Here is a 1696-nt window from a genome sequence, read left to right on the forward strand (position 1 = left end):
AGGTGAACCCTGTTCTTTATCCCCTTAGAAAAGCCTGAATAAAAAGAACGCTACTGGCAAGAAGAGACCGGATTTAACCGAAAATTAGTAATGCCGCCGTTCCAATTGCCATTGGCACTACGGAGCCCAACAGACCAATCTTAATCCAAAATCCAAGTGTCATGTGATAGCCCTTCCTATCCTCCAATATACCCAGAGCTACAATATTAGCTGTAGAACCTACCATCGTCATATTACCGCCATAGCAGCTACCAAGAAGAAGTGCCCACCACAGCACTGGAGTACCCAGTTTTAAAGTAAGGTCCTGAAGTATAGGGACAAAGGTTGCCACCACCAGCACATTATCACACGCTGCCGAGGTAAACCCCGAAATCCATAATACTGTAGGTATAAGAATGAGAAGACTACCCCCACCGAGCTGATACAGGGAAGCAGAAATTATGTCAGTAAGACCAACATATTTAAGACAGCCCGCCTTGGCAAACAAAAACATGAAAAATACTAGCGTCCACCAGTCGACATCTCTCATTAGAAGTTCCCTGGCTAGGGGTCGCTGCCATAGCATCACTATCCCCGCCCCACAGATGGCAATAGCCACCAGTAGCGTATTATGCTCAAGCCCAAGGGCAAGCTCCATTCGGTGATGAAGAGCTAGCCCAATAATAACCAATACAAATACAACGGCACTACCCGTAAAGAGTCTTCTGTCCTTAATCCTAGCCCATTCATCCAGGAAACCTTCCTCGCTCTCCTTTGATTTAGCTTTGACCTTCGTTTTAACCAGGCGGAGGTCACCCCTCTGCCATATCAAAACTATGACCATAAGGGCTAGGAATGAGATTACTCCTATAGGGAAAGCCGTCATTATGAAATTCTCAAAGGTCAGTCCTGACCTGAGTGCAATCAGAATCCCTATCGGGTTTCCCAGAACTGTCCAGGAACTGCCAATGTTGGTGGCTAATACCACCGATATGATATATTTTACCGGGCTTACCTCGTAATAATCACAGAGGTCAAGCACCAATGCTGTCATAAAGAGTATAGAGGTTACCTCATCCACCATAGCTGCCATTATGCCTGACATAGCCAGGATGATGAGCATCAGCCGGTTCGGTTCAAATTTGGAAATCTTTAGCGCCTTTGCCAGCAGCCATCGGAAAAACCCGGAGCGCCTCAGCAGCCCAACAATCACCATCATTCCCACCAAGAATAGGATGACATCCAGGTTCATAAAGGCAATGGTATGCTCTAAGTCTATTGTTCTGGTGAGCAGTAGTAGGACTACGCCGATAAAAGCAATGGCTACCCTGAATCTCCAGAACATGAGGGTGCCGATAACGAGGGCAATAAAAATAGTTCCGGCAATGGTCTGCTGCATGTTATGCAGTGCATGATAAAGTCCAAAGCCGATAGCGATATTAATCGCAAAGTAAATGGCAAACTCTTTTGGTGTCCCGACAACCTCCCTCTTTTCAAGTTCCGCCATTTAGCCAACCCTTTCTCTTTGTAGAAGCCATTACTTCCCTCCTATCGCAAGCGGCGAGCATTAGCAGTAACCTTTATATCTCGCCAAGCAGCTTTAGGCAAAAGTTGTATTATTATAACAAAAATCCTCCCTGCAATGAAGGCGGGGGAGAAAAGGATAGTGTATCATCTATTCAGGCTTTTTCTTTGAGGAAGCAGGTCATCTACCTTA

The 1696-nt window shown here is 45.8% G+C and carries 1 protein-coding gene; it reads right to left on the minus strand.

What is annotated here, in order from left to right; translation table 11 throughout:
* Window positions 1-73: 73 nt before the first annotated feature.
* A complete protein-coding gene (locus NUW13_16065) occupies window positions 74-1486 on the minus strand; it encodes an SLC13 family permease (protein MCR4440524.1) in 1413 nt (470 codons plus the stop codon).
* Between the last annotated feature and the right edge of the window lie 210 nt (window positions 1487-1696).

It is taken from the genome of candidate division KSB1 bacterium (genome assembly GCA_024655945.1).
Classification (GTDB): domain Bacteria; phylum Zhuqueibacterota; class Zhuqueibacteria; order JANLFK01; family Oleimicrobiaceae; genus Oleimicrobium.